Raw genomic sequence first — 25007 nt, forward strand, 5'->3', positions numbered from 1 at the left:
ACACACAGCGAAAAAAAAATAGAAATAAATTATAATTATGGGCATTTTATTTGTTTTTCCCTTTTTTGATGTCAGCTTTATCCTCTGTAAAGGTGAGTTTTCCGTATGAATTTATGTATTTGGTTATCAGTTGTTTTCTCTTACTTATATAAGGTCCCGAATTAGTAGCTTTGTACTTTCGAGGATTAGGTAAAATTACTGCAATACTAGCTGCTTCTGCAGAAGTGAGTTTTATTGCGTCTTTTCGATACCAATATTGGGCTGCTGCTTGTGCTCCATAGACGCCATCTCCCATCTCTATACTATTTAAGTAGACCTCTAGAATGCGTTCTTTCGACCAGAATATTTCGATAAGTACTGTGAAATATGCTTCAAATCCTTTTCTTATATAGCTGCGTCCTGGCCAGAGAAATACGTTCTTAGCAGTCTGTTGCGAAATAGTACTTCCTCCCTTAATTCTAGCATTTTCTTTTTCATTATTCTTCATTGCCTTCTCAATCGCTTTCATATCAAAGCCGTTGTGCTTAAGGAAATGCCCATCTTCTGTTATAATAACGGCTTTCTGTAAGTTGACATTAATCTTATCTAATGATACCCATTGATGTTTAAGTGTAAAGGGTTTGTCACTTTTGATTTGTTCATAACCTCTTATAAACATTAAAGGAGTATAAGGTACAGGAACAAATCTGAATAGAATAACAAAGAATAAACTCAGTCCGATAAACCATAATATCACTTTTAAAGAAAAGCGAAAAAGCTTGCGAATCATAGAATGAAGAATGATAAAAACGCCGCAAATGTAATTAAAAAACGAATGCGTACTTGATTATTATTATCTAAGTTGATTAAAATTGTTTCTAATAGTAAAGTATTGAAATTTAATAGAATAGGGGGCAAAATAAAAAGAGGGACAGTACGTCCCTCTTTTTAATATATTTATGCTGGATTTGTTGTCCAAAGTGAAGCAGATTTCAACATTGCTCTTCTAGGTAATTTTAAAGTAGCAACGATTAACTCAGCAAAATCTTCAGGTTGAAGAATATGATCTGGATTTCCATCAGTTAACCCTAGTTCAATTGACATATCTGATGCAATAGTACTTGGCGTTAACGTACAAACGCGAATGTTGTTTTTACGCACTTCTTTCATTAAAGACTCTGACATCCCAATTACTGCAAATTTAGATGCTGAATAAGCAGAAGTAGTTGCATTACCATTTAACCCTGCTGTTGAAGCTACATTAAATATATCACCCTCATTTTGCTCAATTAAATAAGGCAATACTTCTCTTGTAACATTATAAACTCCCATTACGTTAGTTAAGAGAATCTCTTCCCATCTATCAGCTGGCATATCTGTGAATTTACCAAATTCTGATATTCCTGCGTTATTAACTAATATATCAATACCTCCTAATGTATCAATCACTTTTTTAATTTCTGATTTTACTTTTTCTTTATCGGTAACATCAAAAACAGCATAAGTAGCTTTTACACCTAAGCTTTTTAGTTCTTTTACAGTTTCTTGTAGTTTTTGTTCATTTCTACCTGTGATAGCTACATTGATTCCTTCTTTTGCAAAAGCAATAGCAGTAGCTTTTCCAAGTCCTCTACCTCCTCCTGTAATGATTGCATTTTTTCCTTTCATGTCCTCGTATTTATTAGTTAATATATAAAAGTAGTGATAATATATCACTAGGGTGTTTACTCTTTGTTAAGTTTATGAGTTAGCAATTCTATTTTCGATTGCATCCCACATCCCATATCTCTTTTTTAATGCTTCTTTTGATACAGCGACTACTTCATCCCATTTTTGTTGATCATCACCACATAGTTCTGCAATCATTTGCATTGCCATAGGACCGTGTTCATCACCATCAAGTTCAATATGGCGTTCAAAGTAGTAGATTAGTTTTGATAAATCTGTCTCTGGAAAGTTTTGTTGAAGACCTTTTAATATCTCTGTAAACATATCTGGTATCAAATCTTCTCTACCGAAAGTGAATGCCGCAGCTATTTCATGAGATTTTCCTTTTTCAATGATATCAAATGTAAAATATAAGAAGTCTTTTAGCTTTTGATCAATATCACTATTTTTAATAGCTTGCTGAATAGGAGTTCCTGATTTTAAACTTTGGATTAAATCATTGATTGGTGTAGTATCCGCATTCGCTGTAGCCATTGCATCTTGATACATTTCAAAATGACTTTGACGGCTGCCATCCATTGCTATATCAGATTCTTCAGCTAATACAATCTCGTTTATTAAGTATCTTGTTTGTGGGTGTTCTGATGCGAACCAAGGCACAGTAGTACAAGTAAGTTTTTGTTGTAATGCTTTTAATAAAGACATAAAATCCCAAACTGCATATACATGTCCTTCCATAAAAGCGCTTAAGTCTTTTATTGTTTTTATTTTAGTATAAAGAGGATGTTGAAGTAATGCTTCTCTTTCAGGGGTAATTAGTTTATTTACTTCTTGAATAGTCATATCGTTTTTTCTTTTTACAAAAATAAAAAAGCTTCTCTGTATTGAGAAGCTCTTTATATAAAGTTTATCTATTGAGATATATTTTATTTGAATGCAGGAAATCCTGTTACGTCCATTCCCGTAATTAATAGATGAATGTCATGTGTACCTTCATAAGTTACTACTGATTCTAAATTCATCATGTGGCGCATAATCGAATACTCGCCAGTTATTCCCATTCCACCCAGCATTTGTCTAGCATCTCTAGCAATATCTAGTGCCATAGCCACATTATTTCTTTTAGCCATTGAGATTTGAGCAGTAGTAGCTCTTCCTTCATTGCGCAATACTCCTAGGCGCCATGTTAGTAATTGAGCTTTGGTAATTTCAGTAATCATCTCTGCTAATTTTTTTTGTTGCAATTGCGTTGCTCCGATAGGTTTGTCAAATTGAATGCGCTCTTGTGAATATCTCAATGCAGTATCATAGCAGTCCATTGCTGCACCTATTGCTCCCCATGCGATTCCGTAACGAGCTGAATCTAGACATCCTAAAGGAGCGCCTAATCCTGATTTATTTGGTAATAAGTTTTCTTTTGGAACTTTGACATTGTCAAAAATAAGCTCCCCAGTAGCAGAAGCTCTTAAAGACCATTTGTTATGCGTCTCAGGAGTAGTGAATCCTTCCATTCCTCTTTCTACAATTAACCCATGAATACGACCTTCTTCATTTTTAGCCCATACTACAGCTATCTGAGCAAATGGAGCATTTGATATCCACATCTTTGCACCATTTAATAAGTAATGGTCACCCATGTCTTTAAAATTGGTAACCATACCTCCAGGATTAGAACCATAGTCTGGTTCTGTAAGTCCAAAACAGCCGATGTATTCACCTGTTGCTAATTTAGGTAGATATTTTTTACGTTGTTCCTCATTACCATATTTCCAAATAGGATACATAACTAAAGATGATTGTACAGATGAGGTAGAGCGAATACCGGAGTCTCCTCTTTCTATTTCTTGCATGATAAGACCATAAGATATCTGATCTAATCCTGCTCCTCCGTATTCAGTCGGTATATATGGACCGAAACCTCCAATTTCAGCTAAGCCTGGTATTAATTGTTTTGGGAATTCTGCACGTTGAGCAAAGTCTTCGATAATAGGAGAAACTTCTTTTTTAACCCAAGCTCGTGCTGTATCTCGTATTAATTTATGTTCTTCTGTTAATAAATCATCTAATAAATAATAATCAGGTGCTTTAAATAAATCTGGTTTCATAATGTTTGAATAGTTTTTAGTTGGTAAACAAAAATAGACATTATTTCGAATTGACCAATTGATACGTTAAAAAGGAGATCTGTAAAAGATGATTATTCTATAAAATAATTAGAAGTAATAAAGTATGATTTATTTGTGAATAGCTCCTTTTCTTTAGTGAAGCAATGTTATCATTAGGCTTAAATGAGTTACTTTAGGATTTTAATAATATACTTTAGAACAATAGTTATACTCTTTATTAAGTTATATAGATAGTATATCGTCCAAATTATTAATAATTAAAGTCTAATTTACTGAATCATGATTAATAAAATAACTATATCTCTGCTATTATTGCTTTCAGTGGTAGTCCAAGCGCAAGAGAATCTTCATATTACAGGTAATATTGAAGGAATTGATAATGAAACAAAACTACGTTTATCGGTTGAGGGAGCTGAGCAAGAGTTTTACTTAAAGGATGGAAAGATTGATGTATCAATGACGTTACAAGAAACCCCGTCATCAGTTTATTTAATTGTTTTAGAGGAAGGGGAGAGTAAATATACTAGTTTTTTCTTAGGAAATGAGGAAGTTACTTTAGAAGGATCTATAGATGATTTTGGAGGAAATTTAAAAGCAATCGGTTCTATCTATGATGGCTTAAGGTATGAGAATTACTTATTGACAAAGGAATTTGAAGATGAGATAAAACAACTCAATATAGATATGAAGAGCTTAGCTGAAAAAGAGTTACTAACAGATAGTATTAAACAGCAAACTAGTAATAAATGGAAGGATATAATGCACCGTAGGGCACAAAAAGAATTTGGTTTTATTTTAAAAAATATAAATTCTGACTATGGAAGGTTTTTATTGCAATTTACGACTGGTAATTATAGTGTTGAGCAGTTTAAAATTTTATTAGATGCTGTAGAGCCAGAGTTTATTGATAAGAAAGAAGTACAATTTTTAAAAGCACTAGCGGAGAGTACACCATTAGAATTAGGAGATAAGTATTATGATTTTAAAGCAGAGGATATTAACGGAAATGAGGTTAAGTTTAGTGAATACTTTGATGGTAAGTATGTAATGTTAGATTTCTCTAATGTGAATTGTGGTTTTTGTTATATGGCAGCTCCAAAGACTGCAGAGTTAGCAGAGGATTTGAAAGATAAATTGGTTTATATTACTTATCATACGGGAAATAATAGAATAGATGCAGAAGAGTATTACAAGCTCAAAGGAGGCAAAGGAAATATTATCTGGAATAAGGAGGGTGATTATTCTAAAGTTATAGCAATGTATAGAAATACAGGAACACCTACTTATTTATTATTTAATCCAGAAGGTGTGTTTTTAGGTAAGTTTTTAGGTACTAATATTGATCTTAAAAAATCAATATTAGATGCAATGAATAATTAAAGCTTATAACTATTTAGTATTTTTTGATATGAGAAAACTATTGTTTTTAGGAGTTTTACAGTTGCTTTCAGTGGTAGTGCAAGCGCAAGAGAAACTTCATATTACAGGTAATATTGAAGGAATTGATAATGAAACAAAACTACGTTTATCGGGTGAGGGGGCTGCGCAAGAGTTTTACTTAAAGGATGGAAAGATTGACGTATCAATGACGTTACAAGAAGCTCCATCATTTGTTTATTTATATGTTTTCAAAAATGATGGAATTAAGCGTACTAGTTTTTTCTTAGGAAATGAGGAAGTTACTTTACAAGGATCTATAAATGATTTTGGAGGAAATTTAAAAGCTATCGGCTCTAGTAATGATGCTCTTAGGTATGAATATTTTTTATTGACAAAGAAATTTAAAGATGAGATGAACCAGATTTATTTAGATATGAAGAGACTAGATGAAGAAGGAGTACTAACAGATAGTATTAAACAACAAGCTATTGAAAAATACAATGGTATTGAGGATCAGATGGCGCAGAAAGAATTTGGATTTATATTGAATAATATAAATTCTGACTATGGAAGGTCTTTATTGCGATTTACGACTGGTAATTATAGTATAGAACAGTTTAAAGTTTTATTAGATGCTGTAAAGCCAGAGTTTATTGATAAAAAAGAAGTACAATATTTAAAAGCACTAGCGGAGAGTACACCATTAGAATTAGGAGATAAGTATTATGATTTTAAGGCTAAGGATGTTAACGGAAATACAGTTAAGTTTAGTGAATACTTTGATGGTAAGTATGTAATGTTAGATTTTTCTACTTTTAATTGTGGTTTTTGTCAAGAGGCAGCACCAAAGACTGCTGTGATTGCAGACTCTCTGAAAAATCAGTTGACTTATGTTACTTTTTATACAGAAAGTGATAAAAAAGATATAGTTAAGTATTATTCAGAATTAAAAGGGAATAAAGGAATATTGTTATCACAAAGCGGTAATGATTTTCTAAAGATCATCGCGATGTATAGACAAGATATAACTCCTAATTATTTATTATTTAACCCAGAAGGAAAATTAATAAAAAGGTTTATAGCTATGCAAGGTAGTGACTTTCAAGAAAGAATTGAAGAATTGATTTCTAGGTAGTTAATTGAAGATAGTCTAATTTTAATAAAGGGAAGTGTTACTATAAAGAAAAAAGAGGTAAGTTTTTAAATCTGCTTATGCAGTTTACCATATTAGACTAGCTATTTCTTAAGTTAAATCGATAGTGGATTATCTTAAGAATGTAATATTAATATTTAAAATGATTAGATTATGAAGTGTATTGTAGCTATAATGCTTGTCCTATTGCTACCAGTCGTAGTACAAGCACAAGAGAAACTTCATATTACTGGTAATATTGAAGGAATTAGCGATAGTATTAAAATGGTATTATCAAGTGGTAAGCAGCAACAAGAATTTTATTTAAAGGATGGAAAGATTGACGTATCAATGGCATTACAAGAAGCTCCTAATTTTGTACAGTTGATTGCTTATACTGGAAATAATCCAAAATATGCTTTTTTCTTTTTGGATAATGAATCAGTTGAGATAAATGGAGCAATAGATAACTTTTCTGATAAACTTAGAGCTATGAATTCACCTCATGATAGTTTGAGATATGAGAATAAATCAGAGATTAATCATCTAATTAAAGAAAGGGCAATCTACGTAGATGAGTTCTATAAACTTTTAGCAGAAGGCAAAGATAGAGATAGTGTAGCTGAAGTATATCTAAGTGAGCAACAGCCTTTTGGTAAAATTTAAAAGTTGACCCTTTTAATCTCAGAAAAAGACCATGCTTTTATTAAAAAGAATATAAATACGAGTTATGGGCGAAAACTAATGATGTACAATGTTTTAAATTTTACGCCTGAATATGCAAAGGAATTATATGATTTAATAGATCCCAATTATTATATAACTGATGAAGTACAACTTCTAAAAGTTTATATTGATTATCCTCCACTAGAATTAGGAGATAAGTATTATAATTTTAAGGCAGAGGATAGTAATAGAAATGAGGTTAAGTTTAGTGAATATTTTGATGGTAAATATGTAATGTTAGATTTCTCTACTCTTAATTGTGGTTTTTGTCAAGAGGCAGCACCAAAGACTGCTGTGATTGCAGACTCTCTGAAAGATCAGGTGACTTATGTTACTTTCTATACAGGGAATGATAAAAAAGATAAACATAAGTATTATTCAGAATTAAAAGGAAATAAAGGAATATTGCTATCACATAGTGATAATGAACTTTTTAAGATTATTACGATGTATAGAATGACAGGGACACCTAGCTACTTCTTATTTAATCCTGAAGGATATTTAATTGAAAAGTTGAAGGGTATTCAAGACGATGACTTTCAAGAAAAAATTGAAGAATTGATTTCTAAGTAGTTAATTAAAGATAGCCTTACTTTATCTAATTCTACTTTTATATAGTAGTAAATACTAGTTCTTTATTAGATAATCATTATCGCATAATACAAAACATTTTATTTCTACCTCATCTTTATAAAAAGCAATAGTCATTTATAGAGATGAGGTATATTTATATAGTGATCTCTAGTATTTATATTTTGCTGTATATGCAATTTTCAGTCATTACACCATTTATTCTTATCACTTAATTTTTACAGATATGTCCTTCTAGAAAGCAGTAAATATTGTTTTCTAGAAAGGATTAATTGCTGTCTTTTTACTCTCTTTTTGTAGATGATGCCGCTATGATACCGCAATGATGCCGGTAAAACCTATTAAAATAGCGGCATCATTGCCCTATCATTGCCCTAACATAGCACTATCATTACTTACTTTTATGTACAAGTATTGCTCTATATGGGGAGTGACAGTTATTCTTCTGAGTTTCTTTAAAATATAAAATAGGGAATTTGATAGTTTGGTGCAGTTTTTGAATTATGGAGTAATAATATATGTAAAGTTTATATTTGATTTTCTTGAACTTGCATAAATTAAGTGATATAATTAGGTGTAGAGATGTCTTACAGTAAAGGGTAAGACATTTCTTTTTTAAGAAGTTCTTTTTGTATTATAAATGTGATGGTAGAGTTGCTCTTTAAGCTATTATATGATGACAAACTCTATTTATTATCACTGTATTTAGCAATTAGTAATATCATCAAATAGTTCTATTTTAGATAAATGAAAAAATCCTTCTATACAGAAGGATTTTTCGTTTACTACTAACTTATTTTATTTTGTTTTTTACGTTTTCGTATTCTTCGTATGATAACTATTATCGCAATTGATAATAAGATAAATGGCCAGATGTGAAAGATACCGATAATAAATGTGAGCATATTATCCCATCCATCACTTAGAGCAGAGGACAGTTCATTACTAAAGCTACTGCTAGACTCTCCTTTTTCGTAGAAAGTGACTGTCAGTGTGCTCATAGAGATTCTGCTTTGTAAGTATTTTAATCTACCTTCAAAAGATTCTATATCTGCTCTTAACTCGCCTAATTTACTTTCTATATTTAAGATGTCTTCTATCGAATTACCTTTTTTAAGTAGTTCTTTATAGCGTTCTTCTATTTCTTTTTTAGTTTTAATTCTTGCTTGAACATCAATATATTCTTCTGTTACATCGATGGTACTGATGTTTTTGCTATCTATTTTTGAAGCTGTCTCACTTATACCATTAAGTAGGGATTCAAAGTCTTTTGCAGGAATGCGTATGGTTACTGTATATTCTGTACGCGAATTGTAGTTAGAGGAATTATCTTGAGCTATATAACCGTTAAATTGCTTAACTTCATTATTAATTATCTCTCGTGTTTTTTTAGCATCGGCAGTTTCAAAACGCAAGTTTCCTTCTTTGACAATTAAACGTTCAATGGCCTCTGATTCCTCTTGATTATTTTGTGTTCCTTTAGAACTTGGACTATTCGTATTACTTGAGTTTTCAGAAGTTTCACTTGCATTATTATCTAGTAAGTTAATGCTGGAAGTTTCATGAACTTGCGAAGGATTAGAACAAGAAGATACAGCTACGAATAGCAGAAGAGTTAAGAGTTTAAGCGTCTTTTTCATAGCGTTTTTATTTATAAATGTAAACATTGATTTATTATATAATGCAATGAAAGATAGAATATTGTGATAAATCCCTAATTATAGGGATAAGTTTTTAGAAGATAGGAAGTTGTATTGCTTAATAGAAAAGCTCCCTTTATTCATTAAATAAAAGGAGCTAAACAAATAATTATAAATTAGGAATTAAGAATACATTCTTGAGTCATTTCTCTTTAAAAGAGAATTAATTAGATAGAGGCTCTTTTAATAATTTGTTTGATGTTTTCTGATTTACCCATAGAGTAGTAGTGAACGATTGGGATACCAGCTGCTATTAATTCTTTTGTTTGTTGAGCACACCATTCTATACCAATCTCCTTAACAGCAGTATTGTCTTTGGCTTTCTGTACTTCAGCTACTAATGTATCAGGTAAATCTACTTTAAAACGTTGAGGTAATAGATTTAATTGACTTAGTGTAGCTAATGGTTTCAGACCTGGGATAATAGGAACATCTATACCGATTTCTCTGCATGACTTGACAAAATCAAAAAACTTCTGATTATCAAAGAACATTTGAGTGATAATATAATCTGCTCCTTTGTCTATTTTCTGCTTTAGATATTTTAAATCTGTATCAAAGTTAGGCGCTTCCATATGTTTTTCTGGATATCCAGCGACACCAATACAAAAGTCTGTTTTACTTGTGTTTTCAAGTTCGGGATCTAAGTAGATACCATCATTTAGATTTTGAATTTGCTGTACTAAATCACAAGCGTATTTATTACCTTTTTCTTCTGGTTTAAAATAAGTTTCATTTTTAACAGCATCTCCTCTTAAGGCTACTACATTGTCTATACCCAAAAAGTCAAGATCAATTAAGAAGTTTTCAGTGTCTTCTTTAGAAAAACCACCACATAAGATATGAGGAATAGCATCTACCTTGAATTTGCTTTGTATAGCAGAACAGATACCTACGGTTCCAGGGCGTTTTCTTACGACTCTTTTTTCCCATAGTCCATTACCAGCTTCTCGATATTCATATTCTTCTCTGTGATAGGTTACGTCTATGAAAGGTGGTTTAAATTCCATTAAAGGCGCTATAGAATCAAAAATACCTTGGATATTTTGACCTTTTAAAGGAGGCAATATCTCGAATGAGAATTGGATTTTTCCTTTTGCTTTTTGGATGTGTTCTGTTACTTTCATAGTTCGTTTGCTGTTAATTTATTATTCTGAGCTAAGTTTGGTGCTAACCATCTTTCTGCTTCTTCTTTACTTATTTTTCTTCTTCTAGCGTAATCTTCTAATTGATCTTGTTCTATTTTCCCAAGTCCAAAATATCTGCTCTGGGGATGAGCAAAATAGTAACCTGAAATTGCAGCAGCTGGAAACATGGCATAACTTTCAGTGAGCTTGACACCGATTTGTTTTTCTACGTCCAATAACTTCCAAATAGTTCCTTTTTCTAAATGATCAGGACAGGCTGGATATCCTGGAGCTGGTCGTATTCCTTGATATTTTTCTTTGATTAACTCTTCGTTACTCAATACCTCATCATTAGCATAGCCCCATATTTCTTTTCGTACCTGATGGTGTAAATATTCTGCAAAGGCTTCTACTAATCTGTCGGCTAGCGCTTTTACCATTATAGCATTATAGTCGTCAAGATTTTTTTCATATTCTTTTGCTATTTCATTTACGCCAAAACCTGTTGTCACACAGAACAAACCTATATAATCTTCAAGCCCTGATTTCTTAGGTGCAATAAAATCGGCTAGGGCAATATTGGGTGCTTTGACGTTTTTTAATGATTGTTGACGTAAAGTAAGTAGTGAATCTAGTACTTCACCCTTCTCTCCATATATCTCAATGTCGTCATCATTAACTTGATTTGCAGGGAATATTCCTATAATTCCTCTAGCTTCAAACCAACGCTCATTAATGATCTTATCAAGCATTTTAAGAGCATCATCATATACCTGAGTAGCTGTTTGTCCTACTATTTCGTCTGTTAGTATTTCTGGAAATTTTCCAAATAACTGCCATGAACGAAAAAATGGTGCCCAGTCGATAAAAGGCAATAGCTCATCAAGCTCAATAGTTACTGTCTTTGTCCCTATAAAATTGGGACGGGTGATGTCTTCTTGTTTCCAGTCTATTTTGAATTTGTTTTCTCTCGCTTGTTGTAAGGTGATATAGTTTTTCTCTCTCGCTCTGCCTAAATAGTCACCTCTTAGTTTTTCATATTCTTGTTTGATATTTTCTTTAAATTCTTCTCTAACTTCTTTTTGTAATAGTTGATTTGCAACTGTTACTGAACGAGAAGCATCGTGTACATGTACAACGCAATTGTGATATTCAGGTGCTATTTTTACAGCAGTGTGAACACGTGATGTAGTTGCTCCACCAATCATTATTGGTATTTTACAATCAATCTTGTCTAATTCTTTAGCTAGATGAACCATCTCATCAAGAGAAGGAGTAATTAAGCCACTCAGTCCTATGATATCTACTTGTTCTTTTATAGCTGTTTCAATTATTTTTTCAGGGGGAACCATAACGCCTAAATCAATAATTTCATAGTTGTTACAAGCAAGTACAACGGCTACAATATTTTTGCCAATATCATGGACATCTCCTCTAACTGTCGCCATAAGTATTTTGCCAGCATTCGAAGTCGATGCTATGGCATTTTTCTTCTTGCTCTCTTCAATAAAAGGTAGGAGATAAGCAACTGCTTTTTTCATCACTCTTGCTGATTTCACTACTTGAGGTAAGAACATTTTTCCTGCACCAAATAGGTCTCCCACGACATTCATGCCGTTCATTAAGTATATTTCAATTACTTGAATAGGTTGATCTACACTTAATCTAGCTTCTTCAACATCATCATGTATGTAAGTTTCAATTCCTTTTACTAATGAATGTGTTAGTCTTTCTTGAATAGAGCCAGAACGCCATTCTTCGATTTTTGCTGTTATTGAGTCTGTATGGGTATCTGTTTTGATACTTTCAGCATAATCTAATAAGCGTTCTGTGGCATCAGATCGTCTGTTTAATAAAACGTCTTCTACGTACTCCATCAATTCTTTATTCACCTCATCATAGATTTCTAACATTTCTGGATTGACAATTCCCATATTCATACCATGTTGTATAGCATGATACAGGAAAGCGGCATGCATTGCTTCTCGCACTTTATTGTTTCCTCTAAACGAGAAAGATACATTACTTACACCTCCACTTATGTTAGCATAAGGTAGGTTTTCTCTTATCCATTTTGTAGCGTGAAAGAAATCAAGAGCATTATTATTGTGCTCTTCCATTCCTGTAGCTACTGGAAAAATATTTGGGTCAAAGATGATATCTTGTGGTGGAAATCCTACTTCATTTACTAAAATGTCATAAGATCGCTTACATATCTCTATTCTTCTTTCATAAGAATCTGCTTGTCCTTTTTCATCAAATGCCATAACTACAGTTGCCGCACCATAGCGTTTAATTAACTGTGCATGTGCTATAAAGTTTTCTTCTCCTTCTTTTAAGCTAATAGAGTTAACGATTCCTTTTCCTTGTATTACTTTTAATCCTGCTTCTATTATTTCCCATTTCGAACTATCCACCATTATAGGCACCCTAGATATATCGGGTTCTGACGCGATGAGATTTAAGAAATTAGTCATGCAATGCACGCCATCTAATAAACCTTCATCCATATTAATATCTATAATCTGAGCGCCATTTTCTACTTGATCTCTTGCAACTGCTAGTGCTTCATCAAATTTCTCTTCTTTTATTAAACGTAAGAATCGGCGTGAACCTGTTACATTAGTACGCTCGCCAATATTTATAAAATTCGATTCAGCAGTTACATACAAAGGTTCTAGACCTGATAATGCCAGAAAAGGTTTAACAGAAGAGTTTGCTCTAGGTATTTTTTTTCTAGCTTCTTGATGCTCCTTAACAGACTGAGCAATTAATTTTATATGTTCTGGTGTTGTACCACAACATCCTCCAATAATTTGTACTAAGTTCTGTTGTAAAAAGCTATCTATTAGCGCTTTCATTTCAGTAGGAGTTTGATCATACTCTCCAAAATGGTTTGGTAATCCAGCATTAGGATGGGCAGAGATATTAACTGCTGCATGTTGACTAAGCTGTTTGATATATGGTTCTAATTGTTCTGCTCCTAAGGCACAGTTAAATCCTATACTCAATAGCGGAATGTGTGATATTGAGATAAGAAAAGCTTCAACTGTTTGTCCTGATAAGGTACGTCCAGAGGCATCAGTAATTGTCCCTGATATCATAATTGGTATTTCAATATTTCGCTCTATTTGAATCTCATCAATTGCAAACAACGCAGCTTTTGCATTTAAGGTATCAAAAATTGTTTCTACCAATAAGAGATCACATCCTCCGTCTAATAGTGCTTCTGCTTGTTGTTTATAAGCAATTCTCAAGTCGTCAAATGTAATTGCTCTATATCCAGGATTATTTACGTCTGGAGATAAACTAGCTGTTTTGTTTGTAGGGCCTATTGCTCCAGCAACAAATCTAGGTTGGTCTGGTATGAGCGTTTCAATTTCGTCAGCAACTTCTCTCGCTATTTTTGCAGATTGGTAATTTAATTCGTAAACAATATCTTCTAAATGGTAATCTGCCATTGCGATAGTAGTACCAGAAAAAGTGTTTGTTGATAAAATGTCCGCTCCTGCTAAAAGATATTTTCGATGAACTTCTTTTACAGCATCAGGCTGTGTTAATGACAACAAATCATTGTTTCCTTTTAGAGGATGTGCAAAATCAGCAAAGCGCGCACCTCTAAAGTCTTCTTCTGAAAAATGATAAGCCTGTAACAATGTACCCATCGCTCCGTCAAGTACAAGTGTTTTTTCTTTTAAAAGGCTTTTAATATCAGTTTTTATTTTCGTTGTTGACATAATCTTTGTTGTTAATCGTTTTCATTTATTTCTTAAAAAAAGCTCTTTAGTTTGCAGCAGATAAAGCTTGGTCTAAGTCGTTAATGATATCTTTTACATTTTCTAACCCTACAGATAGTCTAATCAGGTTATCGGTTACTCCTGTAGCTAGCTTTTCAGCAGGAGGGACTTTACTATGAGTGGTAGATGCTGGATGAGTAACAATTGTTCTACTATCTCCTAAATTTGCAGAACGACTGCAAAGTTGTACAGCATCTATAAATTTTCTACCTGCTTCTAAGCCTCCTTTAATACCAAAGGCAATTATATTTCCTCCTTGTTTCATTTGCTGTTTGGCAATTGCATATTGAGGATGACTTGGCAGGAAAGGGTATTTAGCGAACTCTACACTAGGGTGTTTTTCTAGAAACTCTGCAATTGCTAGTGCGTTCTCACAATGTCTGTCAACACGCACAGCTAGTGTTTCTAGACTTTTTGATAATACCCAAGCGTTAAATGGAGAGATAGAAGCTCCTATTGTTCGTGCAAATACATATATTTTTTGGATGAGGTCTTTATTTCCAACTGTAACACCTCCACAAACTCTACCTTGACCATCAATAAGTTTAGTCGTAGAGTGAATAACAAGATGAGCACCTAATGCAATTGGGTTTTGTAAATAGGGCGTAGCGAAGGTATTGTCAACAATAAATAGTAAGTTGTGTTTTCTTGCAATCTCTCCTAGAAAGGCTAGATCTAAAACATCAACACCTGGATTTGTTGGACTTTCAGCAAACAAGATCTTTGTATTTGGCTGAATAACTTTCTCTATATCATAGACATTATTTAGGTCAAAGTAAGTTGTAGTTACTCCCCATTCAGGAAACATATTACTAAAAAGTGATCTAGTCGAACCAAAGATATTAGAACATGAAACAATATGATCTCCTGTTTTTAACAATGGGAATAAACTACAATATACAGCTGCCATTCCTGTAGCAAAGGCATAACCAGCCTCTGCTTTCTCAAACAAACATATCTTATCAACGAGTTCAGTTTGATTAGGATTAGTAAATCTTGAATACGAATATTGCTCAACTTCTTCTGCAAAAACAGCTCTCATGTTTTCCGCATCGTCAAATACAAAGCTTGAAGTTAAATACAATGGTGTTGAATGTTCATTGTATTGTGTTTTTTCTGTTTGTGTTCTTATGGCTTGCGTCTCAAAACAAAAGCCTTCGTTTGCATTAGTTGTACTCATCTTTTTAATTTGTTTTTGGTAATATTGAGTGAATGTAAACTCTTAGAGTTTACTATTTTATTTATCGGCCAGTCTTAAAATATCTCCAAATACTCCTCTCGCAGTAACGGATGCTCCAGCTCCAGCACCTTGTATAATTATTGGGTTTTCGCCATAACTTTCAGTATATATTTCGAAAATACTATCAGAGCCTTTCAATTGACCTAGGGCAGAGTTTGTAGATACTTCAATTAGTTTTGTTTCTAAAACACCTTTATCCTTTTGTAGATCACCTGATAATTCTCCCACATATCTAAGAACAGTATCTGGTTTTAGATTTTGTTTAATCTTATCAAAGTAAGGATCTAGTTTTTCTAAGCTCTTTAAGAAAGTAGGTGTGTCTATTTTTTGTAGTTCCTCTGGGATTAGGTTTTGAATAATGATTTCTTCAAATTCATTTTGTAAGTCTAATTCCCTAGCAAGTATTAAAAGTTTTCTACCTACGTCATTACCCGATAAGTCTTCGCGAGGGTCAGGCTCCGTGAAACCTTTTTGTATTGCTTCATTTAAAACTGCACTAAATGGACGGTCTTGTACAGAATAGGTGTTGAAAATGTAGCTTAAACTACCAGAGAATACTCCTTTTATTTTAGTGATGTTCTCTCCTGATAAGTGTAAAAGCTTGATGGTATCTATAAGTGGTAAACCAGCACCAACATTCGTTTCGTATAAATATTCTTTATGGTTCGCTTTTAAAGTTTCACGCAATTCTTTGTAGAAACTGTATGATATTGTATTTCCAATTTTATTTGATGAAATTAAATCAAAACCATTTTGCACTAGAGGTATGTAATTTTTAATAAACTCTCCTGAAGCAGTATTGTCTATAGCAATTAAATTTTCTAAGTGATTTTGATTTGCAAAATCTATTACATCTTGAATGGTATAAGGAACACTTTCTGTTTTGATATTTTCTCTCCAATTGTTTGAGATACCATTTTCGCTTAGCAGTACTTTCTTAGAGTTACCTATTGCAAAAATATTAAGTCTAATATTTTTCTTCTCTTCAATAGAAGTGGTCGATTGTAATACTTGATCAATTAAAGTTCCACCTACTAATCCGTGGCCAAAAACAGCAATGTTGATTTTCTTAGCAATTCCAAATATTTGTCCATGTATTACATTCAATGCTTTTTTAGCTTCCTCTTTTTTAACAACTAAGCTGACGTTTTTACCTGTTACAGTATTATTGAATAGAATAGGAACTATTTTATTTTTAACTAATGCAGCATAAGGTTTGTCAAAGGTGCTTAAGTCTTGTCCAATAATAGAAATTACAGCGATGTCTTTTAGGATAGAAATATTGTTAACATCTTTTGTGTAAAAGTCATTTTGAAACTCTTTTCTCAATGCTTCTGCTGCTAATTCAGCATCTTTACTCTCTACAATGAAACCTAAACCTCTTTCAGAAGAACCCTGCGAAATAACTCCAACACTTATATTTTCATTAGCTAATGCAGTAAATACACGAGCATCAATACCTACAATACCTAATAATCCTCTACCTTCAAATTGTATTAATGCAACATTTGATTCTACTGAAAGTGATTTGATACCTTGCGTAGTTGGTTTTCCAGAGATTAAAGTTCCTCTGCTATTAGGGTTTAGTGTATTTAATATACGCAATGGTATATTGTTTTCTACTAATGGTAGAATAGTTTTAGCGTGTAAAATAGAAGCGCCAAAGTTGGCAAGTTCATTTGCATCGTCGAAATGAAGCTCTTCTATTTTTTGTGCATTTTTAACCCAGTCAGGATTCGCAGTGTAAATTCCATCTACGTGAGTATAATTTTGTAATTCATCAGCATTGATAAAGTTGGCAAGTAAAGCTGCAGAATAGTTACTACCATTGCGACCTAGTGTTACTGTTTCTCCTTTTTCAGTAGCCCCAATAAAACCAGTAACTATTGCGATTGCATCTTTGTCTAAAGAATTAAAATACGCTTGTGTCTTTTGACGTGATATATTTTCATTAGCTTGTGCACTTCCGAAATTATTATCTGTTATAAAAAAGTTACGGCTGTCGACTGCAATAGCTTTTATACCTTGGTCTAATAATTTTGAAGCTAATATTTTACTACATATTACTTCTCCTTGTGCTAATACTTGATCTTTTATTTTTAAATTATAGTCTTCTATTAAGGAAACTCCTTCATATAATTTACTCAATATATCAAGTTCACTTTTTATATCTGCATTTTGATGATATGCTCTATTTTTGAACTCTTCAAAAAGTGTGATATAATCTTGTTGTGTTTTTGCTAATTCTAATATATTTTCTAGTGTATCAGTAGTGTCACCTATTGCCGATACTACTACTGCTATTTTATCTTCTTTTGCTTTGTTCTTTATAATATTTATTACATTATCAAAAGCTTGACCTGATGCAAGGGATTTCCCTCCAAACTTTACTACTTTCATGTTGTGCTGATTTAAAATATATTTTTTAATAAATTGTTTAATTGTTCGTATTCAATCAAAAAGGCGTCATGTCCGTGTACTGATTGAATTTGATGAAAAGAGATATCCTCTTTAAACTGTTGTATTGTTTTGAACGTTTTTTCTTGTTCCTCTTTTGTAAACATATAATCACTATCAACTGCGATACTGTGTATTTTGACACTGCTTGTTTGAGCAAATAGTACAATGTCCTTTTCTGTAATATAATTCCCAATTGTTCTTAGTAAGTGATTCATTAATTTGTATGAAGACAATTTAAATCGGTTACTAAGAGCTGTTCCGTGGTATTGTAACCAGCTTTCAACGGAGTATTTATTTTCATCTTCTAAGAAGTGATTGTTAAATTTTAGTTGAAAGGATGCAGGTGTTCTATACAATAACATCGCATGCATTCTAGCATCTTGTATGGGTTGAGTTGAATTGTTTAATATGTTTTCTTGTATTAATACATTACCTATTACCCAGTCCGAAGCTTTAATACTTGTTGCAATTGGAATTAAATGTTCAATATCATGAGGTCTTAAAAAAGCCATTTCCCAAGCAATCCCACCTCCTAAACTACCACCCACTACTGCAAATAGTTTGTGTACACTTATTGCATCAAGAGCTCGCCAAAATAAGTCTGCTATGATCTTTGTCGTGTATTGTTTATAGTCATCGATGAGGTTTTCTACTTGTTGGTTATAACCATTACCAGGGATGTCAAAAGCAATTACAGTATAGCGATTTAAGTCAATTACTTGGTCATGACCTACTAAGCTCTTCCACCATCCTTTATTGCCAGAAACTTCACTATTTCCTGTCAAGGCATGATTGACCAATACAATAGGAGCGCTATGTAATGGCTGACCAAATACTTGGTAACTCAATGTTATATCTTGAATATTTTGAGTAGATAAAGAATAGTCGGTAATTGTAATTTCTTTTAAGTTGCTCATTTTGTAAATGCTTTAAATTGTTGCTAAAGCTTGTTCTAAATCTTTTATTAGTTCTTCTGCTTCTTCTAGACCAACAGATAGGCGTATAAGACTATCTGTTATCCCTGCTTTTAGTTTTGTTTCTCTAGGGACTGAGCCATGTGACATTTCGTAAGGATAATTACTCATACTTTTTATACCTCCTAAGCCTTCTGTAAGCTTAAATTGTTGTAAGCATTTTATGAGTCTTAATGCAGTAGCTTTGTTATCATCTTTTAAATCAAAACTGACTACTCCTCCAAAGTATTTCTGCTGACTTTTAGCTAGTTCATGTCCTTGATGCGTTGCTAATCCAGGATAATAGACTTTATTAATTTTTGGATGTTGATTTAAGTATTCTGCTATTTTTTGTGCATTTTCAGAATGCCCTTTAATCCTAAAAAGTAGTGTTTCAATTCCTCTTATGGTTAAAAAACTATCAAATGGACTTAGAATAGCACCTGTTGAGTTTTGATGAAACTTTATTTTATTACCTAGTTCTTCTGTTTTTGTAATTATTAATCCTGCTACTACATCAGAGTGACCAGCTATATATTTTGTAGCACTGTGAATTACTATATCTGCGCCTAGATCTAAAGGTTTTTGGGCGATAGGTGTAGCAAAGGTATTATCCACGCACAGTGTGATATTGTTTTCCTTAGCAATAGCTGCTATCTTTTTAATATCTGATATTCTCAGCGTTGGATTAGTTGGACTTTCAATCCAAATTAACTTAGTACTAGGCGTAATGGCTTCTTCTATATTTTTAATAACTGTAGTGTCTACGTATTTTGCTACAACTCCAAACTTTGCATAAACATCATTTAAAAGACGAAAAGTACCACCATATATATTTGCTACTGCAATTACCTCATCACCTGAACTCAGCGTTTTAAATACTGCGTCTATTGCTGCCAATCCACTAGCAAAAGCTAATCCACATGTTCCATTCTCAAGCTTAGCTATTAAGTTTTCTAAAACTTCTCTTGTTGGATTATTTGTACGAGTATAAGAGAAACCTTTATTTTCACCAGGAGCTTCTTGTACAAATGTGGTAGTTTGGTAAATAGGCACAGCAATTGCTCCAGTAAGTGGGTCAATAGGAATACTATTTAATATGTCTATTTGTTTACTCATTGTTTATAACTGTTTGAATACGTTTTTTAGATCTGCCTTTAAATCTTCGATATCTTCTATTCCTACTGATAGTCTAATTAAGTCAGGTGTTACTCCTGTAGCTTTTTGTTCGTCTACTGTAAGTTGTTGATGAGTTGTAGATGCAGGGTGAATGATTAATGATTTGGTATCACCTATATTAGCAAGTAGTGAGAATAGTTTTGTTTCGTTTGCTATTTTTTTAGCCGCTTCAAATCCTTTCTTTAAACCAAATGTTACTACGCCACTTTGTCCTTCAGGTAAGTATTCTTTTGCTAGATCATAGTATTTACTAGATTTTAATCCAGGATAGTTTACCCACGCTACCTCGTCTTGTTGTTCTAGCCATTCTGCTAATGCAAGAGCATTTTCGCTGTGTTTTTTGATTCTGATAGGTAGTGTTTCTAACCCTTGTATTGTTTGGAATGCATTGAATGGACTTAATGCAGCACCTAAATCTCTTAGACCTTCTATTCTTGCTTTTGCTATAAAAGCTGCATTTCCTAGAGCTTCATGATAAACTAAACCATGATATCCTGGTGAAGGTTCTGTAAATTCAGGAAATCTACCACTGCTCCAATCAAAAGTACCTGCATCGATAATTGCCCCTCCTAGTGAAGTTCCATTTCCAGTGATGTATTTTGTTAAAGAGTGAATGACAATATTCGCACCGAATTCAATAGGTTTTAATAGGGCAGGAGAAGCTACAGTATTATCTACTATGAAAGGAATGTTGAATTCTTGTGCTATTTTAGCTATTGCTTTTAAGTCAACAATATCAAGTTTTGGATTTCCAAGACTTTCAACAAATATAGCTTTTGTATTATGTTGTATATTTTTTCTGAAGTTTTCTACATCTGAAGGATCTACAAATGTTGTATTGATTCCAAATCTAGGTAATGTGACATTAAATAAATTATAAGTTCCTCCGTATAAGCTATTTGATGAAACAATGTGATCTCCAGCTTTTAGTAATGTTAATAAAGTTGTAGTAATTGCTGCTGCTCCTGATGCTGTTACAACAGCTCCTATACCGCCTTCAAGGGCTGCTAGTCTTTTTTCTAGTACATCATTTGTTGGATTATTTAATCTAGTGTAGATATATGTAGGAATAGATAAGTTAAATGCTCCCGCTGCATGGTCTGCATTTTCAAATACATAAGATGAAGTTTGATAAATTGGAACTGCTCTTGTACCTGAAGTAGATTGTACATCGTGTCCTGCGTGTAATGCTTGTGTTGAAAAATTTAAATTGCTCATAATGCTGATTTTTATATTGTTATTAATTATTGTTTTAAAAAAAAAAGTCCTTTCGGTATTACCGAAAGGACTTTAAGTATTTCTGTCTTCTTTATGACTTACTAACTCGTTGACTTACGGCAATAGGGTGGTGTGAACATCATCATGTTCATCATCATTGCCATCATCATATTTTTGTTAGTAGTAAAAGTCATTGTTTCTTTAATTTAGTTTATGTCAAAAAAAAAGCCCCTGCAATTGCAAGGGCTAATTATATGTTATTTAGAATTTGAGTTTATGCAAATAACAAGCCCTGCGGATTTCTCCACATCATCATGCTCATCATCATTGTATAAACTGTATTCATTTTTTCTTCTATGTTTTTATTGGTACAAATATCATAAATATTTTTTGTAAAAAACAAAATAAAAGTAAATTATTTTATAGTTTTAAATAAAATTCCTTTACAAGTGCCTGAAATGCTGGAGTGTATTGATGTCTTTCTTCTTCAATAATTAACTCGTCCAACGGTATTTTATCTATTAATTCACGTGAAAAAGCAATAAGGCTACGTTTGATTTCTGCTTTTTCGTTCCCTCTTACGCGGGTTACTTTGAAAGGATAAATACCAAATTCTGCTGCTAAGCGAATTAATGTATCTTCTTCTTTAGAAGGAATAATCACGCTGAAGATACCTTTCTCAGATAAAAAATATTCTACTGCTTCGATAAGTAAATCAAATGGTAATGCTTCTTGAAATCGTGCTGTATCTCGTTGTTTATCATTTGTATGATAGTCTTCTGCATAGAAGGGAGGATTAGAGATAATTAAATCATATTCTTCCTCCATCTCATTAGCAAAGGTTTCTAAATCTGCATGGTAACAGAATAAACGGTCTGCCCAAGGGCTGTTTTCAAAGTTATCAACTGCTTGCTCATGTGCAGAAGCATCTATTTCTATAGCATCTATTTGTTCAGCATTTGTTCTTTGTGCCATCATTAAGGCTAATAATCCCGTTCCAGCTCCAATATCTAAGATAGAGTAAGGATTATTGTTAATAGGTGTCCATGCTCCAAGTAATACTCCATCCGTGCCTACTTTCATCGCACAATTATCTTGCTGTATTGTAAATTGTTTAAATTTAAACATATATGTTAATTTCTCTTTTGAGCAAAAATACAAAAAAGCTGAAGTAGTAAGCTATATAAAAGTGAATAGGGAGTGTTTCTAAAAGTCTTTTTCGATAGGGTTTTCTGTATCTCCAATTTTACGATTAAAAAAAGCTTTATTTGCTTCGCCAACTTTTTGACCACGTTCCTCAAATAGTTGTAGATACGTTTTGTTGGCATTTGTTTTTCTTGCCTTATCTGTTTCCTTTTTTGTATAAGGTTGGTAATAATCATTATCTAGAATTATCCAATTAGTTGCTATATTTTCACTATTTATAACTTCAAAGGAATATTCATTATTAGCGTCCCATGCTTTAACAACCAAACCAGGTAGATTAACAAATTTATAAGGACCTCCTTGTATTGCTATATCTTGGGTAAAATAGACGGTCCATTCTCTACCTCCATAATCGCAAGTAGCTTTTTGTACATTATAGTTTTGCCACTCAATTATTTCTGGTTCAATATGCCAATTTAATGATTTAATATCATCTTCATAATAACTTTTTGTTAAGCCAATTGTCTCATAGAATTTAAGTGTTTTCCCATCTTTTACAACTGCCCAATTAAATAGGGGGCGAGCCATATCTTCATTATTTTTTATATTATCAACATCGAGTTGATTATACAAGCCTAAATCCATAAAGCGTGAATTATTTTCTTGTATATCTAAAACAGCAGTTGTCTTTCTTTTAGATTCTGGTTTGTTTTTTCCTGCCATTATTTCAACAGTGTAGTTAACTCTAGTTACTTTAGTGTTATCTTTCTGAGAATAGGAAAGAGTTGTGCATATTAGTAGGAATACAATAATTAAGTTTTTCATTATTAATTAATTATGGGTTGGTGTTAGTAATTTTAACGTTTTTTAAATAACGTTTATTGTAAATATATTTTTATAATTTCCATAATTTCATTAGATATCTTAATTGTTTAAAACTGGTTAGATGGATAAAGCCTGCATTACTCTGTCTAATATAGTTTTGATATTTAGTGTGTTTTTTGGGAGCTTCAAATAGTATGTACTTTATCATTTTTATACTAAATTGACTAGTTGCTCCTTCTAGGTTTCCAGGTCGTTTACCACGATGTAGAATACTTCTCTTTATGTATCTAAAGAGTGCTCCTATGGGAGAAAAGTCAAGCCAAATAATCGATGTAGCATTTTCAAAACGCTCAGGTATCAGAAAACTATAATTACCTTCAATAACCCATTTGGTGTTTTCATCCAGAAATTTCTGATGATCCTTTTTCATTAATGTTTGTTCTCTGGGAACCCAATTTGTATTTGGAAGATGAGCAATTTGATCTAAGTGGAGAACATTTAATTGGAGTCGCTCTCCTAATTTTTGTGCGAGGGTTGATTTCCCGGAAGAGCTTAGCCCAATAATGCAGATGCGCTCTCCTAATTTTTCTAAAGATTGCATTTGTTGTAAGAGATAATAATTATAGAAAATAAGAAAGCCTAAAAGTTACAAACTTTTAGGCTTCTTTATATGGTAATAAAACAAATTACTTGTTTAGGTATAAATCAATTAACCCATCAGGAATCGCTAAAACTATTGTTTTGTTTTCACGATCTACTTCAATAATAAAGTCATCTATCATAGGAACAAGTATTTCTGTACCGTTGTGATCTATTTCAAAGATAGGTTGATAGTTAGTATCATTTACTCTTTTAATTTTACCCACTATTCCTAATTTAGGATCTTCCACGTCAAAATCTACTATTTCGTGGTAGTAAAATTTATTACCTTCTAATTTAGGTAACATAGAAAGTGGTAGGTATAATTCAGAGCCAATCAATCGATCTGCTTCCTCTTCTGAGTTACAGTCTTCAAATTTAATTCTTAGGAAATCGTTTTTATGTAATGAAGCTTTTTTAATAAAAAAAGGAATCAATTGCCCGTTAAAGTCAACGAGCACTGATTCCAAATTTTCGTATAACTCAGGTTCATCGGTATCCAAATAGGCCAATACTTCCCCTTTGAAGCTAAATTTTTTTGCGATTTTGCCTAAATAGAAACAATCTTTTTTACGCATTTCGCAAGTAAATTATGCTTGAGTTTCTTCATTATTTTCTTCAGTTGCTTCAGCAGTTTCTGCATTAGCAGCTTCAGCAGCAGCTTTAGCTTGTTGAGCAGCAGCAGCACGTTTAGCACTTACTTCTTTCTCAGCAGCTAATTTAGCAGCTTTGTCAGCAGCTTTATTAGATGATAAACCATCTTTTTTAGCGTTGATTTTGTTTGCTTTTTCTTCTAACCAAGCAGCAAATTTTGCATCAGCTTGTTCTTGAGTTAAAGCACCTTTGTTAACTCCACCTTGTAAGTGGTGTTTTAACATTGCTCCTTTGTAAGAAAGCAAAGTTCTAACAGTATCTGTAGGTTGAGCACCGTTAAATAACCATTTTACAGCAGAATCAACATCGATATCTACAGTAGCAGGGTTTGTGTTAGGATTGTAAGTACCGATTTTCTCTAAGTATTTACCATCTCTTTTAGCGCGTGCATCAGCAGCCACTACCCAGTAAAAAGGTTTTCCTTTTTTACCGTGTCTTTGTAATCTAATTTTTACAGACATAATTAA

Annotated in this window: 21 protein-coding genes; 4 read left to right on the forward strand and 17 right to left on the reverse strand. The window is 32.7% G+C overall.

The window, feature by feature from the left end; genetic code table 11:
* Positions 1-46: 46 nt before the first annotated feature.
* The 4 genes from mtgA to RH98_RS02000 all read right to left on the reverse strand — a co-directional run bounded on the left by mtgA (position 47) and on the right by RH98_RS02000 (position 3752).
* Complete coding sequence (gene mtgA / locus RH98_RS01985; RefSeq protein WP_010249941.1) at positions 47-769, reverse strand: monofunctional biosynthetic peptidoglycan transglycosylase; 723 nt, start codon at positions 767-769, stop codon at positions 47-49.
* 167 nt (positions 770-936) lie between these two features.
* On the reverse strand, positions 937-1647 hold the full coding sequence (locus RH98_RS01990; protein ID WP_010249944.1) for a 3-ketoacyl-ACP reductase: 711 nt from the start codon (positions 1645-1647) through the stop codon (positions 937-939).
* Positions 1648-1719: 72 nt separating this feature from the next.
* Positions 1720-2490: a DUF3050 domain-containing protein gene (locus RH98_RS01995; protein ID WP_010249946.1), complete on the reverse strand. Its 771-nt coding sequence runs from the start codon at positions 2488-2490 to the stop codon at positions 1720-1722.
* A gap of 83 nt (positions 2491-2573) precedes the next feature.
* Positions 2574-3752: an acyl-CoA dehydrogenase family protein gene (locus tag RH98_RS02000; RefSeq protein ID WP_010249948.1), complete on the reverse strand. Its 1179-nt coding sequence runs from the start codon at positions 3750-3752 to the stop codon at positions 2574-2576.
* Positions 3753-4052: 300 nt separating this feature from the next.
* Here RH98_RS02000 and RH98_RS02005 point away from each other — a divergent pair, with 300 nt between their 5' ends.
* The 4 genes from RH98_RS02005 to RH98_RS15990 all read left to right on the forward strand — a co-directional run bounded on the left by RH98_RS02005 (position 4053) and on the right by RH98_RS15990 (position 7584).
* Entirely contained in the window at positions 4053-5153 is a 1101-nt protein-coding gene (locus RH98_RS02005; RefSeq protein WP_010249950.1) for a TlpA family protein disulfide reductase, read from the forward strand.
* 28 nt (positions 5154-5181) lie between these two features.
* Entirely contained in the window at positions 5182-6288 is a 1107-nt protein-coding gene (locus RH98_RS02010) for a TlpA family protein disulfide reductase (protein ID WP_010249952.1), read from the forward strand.
* A 171-nt stretch (positions 6289-6459) separates the two neighbouring features.
* Positions 6460-6951, forward strand: a complete 492-nt coding sequence (locus RH98_RS15985; protein ID WP_237717494.1) for a hypothetical protein — start codon at positions 6460-6462, stop codon at positions 6949-6951.
* Between the two features lie 3 nt (positions 6952-6954).
* Positions 6955-7584 (forward strand): TlpA family protein disulfide reductase, encoded by a 630-nt coding sequence (locus RH98_RS15990; RefSeq protein WP_237717495.1) that lies wholly within the window; start codon positions 6955-6957, stop codon positions 7582-7584.
* 806 nt (positions 7585-8390) lie between these two features.
* On the opposite strand, the gene RH98_RS02020 is transcribed toward RH98_RS15990, so the two are convergent.
* The 13 genes from RH98_RS02020 to RH98_RS02080 all read right to left on the reverse strand — a co-directional run bounded on the left by RH98_RS02020 (position 8391) and on the right by RH98_RS02080 (position 25001).
* On the reverse strand, positions 8391-9242 hold the full coding sequence (locus RH98_RS02020) for a DUF4349 domain-containing protein (RefSeq protein ID WP_010249953.1): 852 nt from the start codon (positions 9240-9242) through the stop codon (positions 8391-8393).
* A gap of 227 nt (positions 9243-9469) precedes the next feature.
* Positions 9470-10429 (reverse strand): methylenetetrahydrofolate reductase [NAD(P)H], encoded by a 960-nt coding sequence (metF, locus tag RH98_RS02025; protein ID WP_010249955.1) that lies wholly within the window; start codon positions 10427-10429, stop codon positions 9470-9472.
* On the reverse strand, positions 10426-14166 hold the full coding sequence (gene metH / locus RH98_RS02030) for a methionine synthase (protein ID WP_010249957.1): 3741 nt from the start codon (positions 14164-14166) through the stop codon (positions 10426-10428). The genes metF and metH overlap by 4 nt, the downstream gene beginning before the upstream one ends.
* Before the next feature lie 46 nt (positions 14167-14212).
* On the reverse strand, positions 14213-15406 hold the full coding sequence (locus tag RH98_RS02035) for a trans-sulfuration enzyme family protein (RefSeq protein ID WP_010249958.1): 1194 nt from the start codon (positions 15404-15406) through the stop codon (positions 14213-14215).
* Between the two features lie 57 nt (positions 15407-15463).
* Complete coding sequence (thrA, locus tag RH98_RS02040; protein ID WP_010249959.1) at positions 15464-17866, reverse strand: bifunctional aspartate kinase/homoserine dehydrogenase I; 2403 nt, start codon at positions 17864-17866, stop codon at positions 15464-15466.
* 11 nt (positions 17867-17877) lie between these two features.
* Positions 17878-18843, reverse strand: a complete 966-nt coding sequence (locus tag RH98_RS02045; RefSeq protein ID WP_010249961.1) for an alpha/beta fold hydrolase — start codon at positions 18841-18843, stop codon at positions 17878-17880.
* 12 nt (positions 18844-18855) lie between these two features.
* Positions 18856-19998: a trans-sulfuration enzyme family protein gene (locus RH98_RS02050; protein WP_010249963.1), complete on the reverse strand. Its 1143-nt coding sequence runs from the start codon at positions 19996-19998 to the stop codon at positions 18856-18858.
* A gap of 3 nt (positions 19999-20001) precedes the next feature.
* Positions 20002-21276, reverse strand: a complete 1275-nt coding sequence (locus RH98_RS02055; protein WP_010249965.1) for an O-acetylhomoserine aminocarboxypropyltransferase/cysteine synthase family protein — start codon at positions 21274-21276, stop codon at positions 20002-20004.
* A 420-nt stretch (positions 21277-21696) separates the two neighbouring features.
* Complete coding sequence (locus tag RH98_RS02060) at positions 21697-22437, reverse strand: tRNA1(Val) (adenine(37)-N6)-methyltransferase (protein WP_262491723.1); 741 nt, start codon at positions 22435-22437, stop codon at positions 21697-21699.
* Positions 22438-22482: 45 nt separating this feature from the next.
* Positions 22483-23247: a GLPGLI family protein gene (locus RH98_RS02065; protein WP_026038684.1), complete on the reverse strand. Its 765-nt coding sequence runs from the start codon at positions 23245-23247 to the stop codon at positions 22483-22485.
* Positions 23248-23317: 70 nt separating this feature from the next.
* The gene (locus RH98_RS02070) at positions 23318-23848 is read right to left on the reverse strand and encodes a P-loop NTPase family protein (RefSeq protein ID WP_010249971.1); all 531 of its coding nucleotides are present in this window, start codon (positions 23846-23848) and stop codon (positions 23318-23320) included.
* Positions 23849-23933: 85 nt separating this feature from the next.
* Entirely contained in the window at positions 23934-24464 is a 531-nt protein-coding gene (gene rimM / locus RH98_RS02075; protein ID WP_010249974.1) for a ribosome maturation factor RimM, read from the reverse strand.
* 12 nt (positions 24465-24476) lie between these two features.
* Positions 24477-25001, reverse strand: coding sequence for a 30S ribosomal protein S16 (locus tag RH98_RS02080; protein ID WP_010249976.1), 525 nt, complete (start codon positions 24999-25001; stop codon positions 24477-24479).
* Between the last annotated feature and the right edge of the window lie 6 nt (positions 25002-25007).

The sequence above is a fragment of the Myroides injenensis M09-0166 genome, from assembly GCF_000246945.1.
Classification (GTDB): Bacteria; Bacteroidota; Bacteroidia; order Flavobacteriales; family Flavobacteriaceae; genus Flavobacterium; species Flavobacterium injenense.